Origin of the sequence: Streptococcus mitis, from assembly GCF_047459985.1 — a bacterium.
GTDB classification, from domain to species: Bacteria; Bacillota; Bacilli; order Lactobacillales; family Streptococcaceae; genus Streptococcus; species Streptococcus mitis_DZ.
This window is the reverse complement of sequence record NZ_JASHHD010000048.1, coordinates 1-612: the sequence shown is the minus strand read 5'-3', so window position 1 is coordinate 612 and position 612 is coordinate 1. Positions and strand designations below refer to the sequence as shown.

Genomic DNA, 612 nt, shown 5'->3' with positions numbered 1-612 from the left:
AGAGAGGCATGCCCTCTCTTTTTTGTGCAGTTTAGACGGTGTAGGGGACAGAACGGGAGAAAAGGTCCAAAAGTGTTTCTGAATCTGTTAGACTGTATCTAGAAAGGGGAATAGAATGTTTAAAAAATTATATGAAGAAGTCCAAGGAATTGTATATAAGTGTAGAAATGAATACTACATTCATTTATGGGAGCTATCGGATTGGGACCAAGAGGGAATGATTTGCTTGCATGAATTGATTAGTAAAGAAGAAGGGTTGGTAGAAGATATTTCTCGTTTAAGGAAATACTTCAAAACTAAGTTCCGGAATCGGATTTTAGATTATATCCGTAAGCAAGAAAGTCAAAAACGAAGATATGATAAAGAACCCTATGAAGAAGTAGGTGAGATTAGTCATCGTATCAGTGAGGGAGGACTCTGGCTGGATGATTACTATCTCTTTCATGAAACACTAAGAGATTATAGAAGCAAACAAAGTAAAGACAAACAAGAAGAGTTAGAACGCGTCTTAAGAAATGAACGCTTCCGAGGACGTCAAAGAGTGCTAAGGGACTTACGTATTGTGTTTAAAGAGTTTGACATCCGTACACACTAGGAAGCTATGCAAAAATA

At 37.3% G+C, this 612-nt stretch carries 1 protein-coding gene; it reads left to right on the top strand.

The features are described from left to right. Window positions 1-115: 115 nt before the first annotated feature. Window positions 116-595 (top strand): sigma-70 family RNA polymerase sigma factor, encoded by a 480-nt coding sequence (locus tag QM959_RS09565; RefSeq protein WP_414372864.1) that lies wholly within the window; start codon window positions 116-118, stop codon window positions 593-595. The last annotated feature ends 17 nt before the right edge of the window (window positions 596-612 follow it).

What these genes read in the sequence shown, in the direction of transcription:
- QM959_RS09565 (WP_414372864.1), top strand. Translation starts at nt 116, where the DNA reads ATGTTTAAAAAATTATATGAAGAAGTCCAAGGAATTGTATATAAGTGT.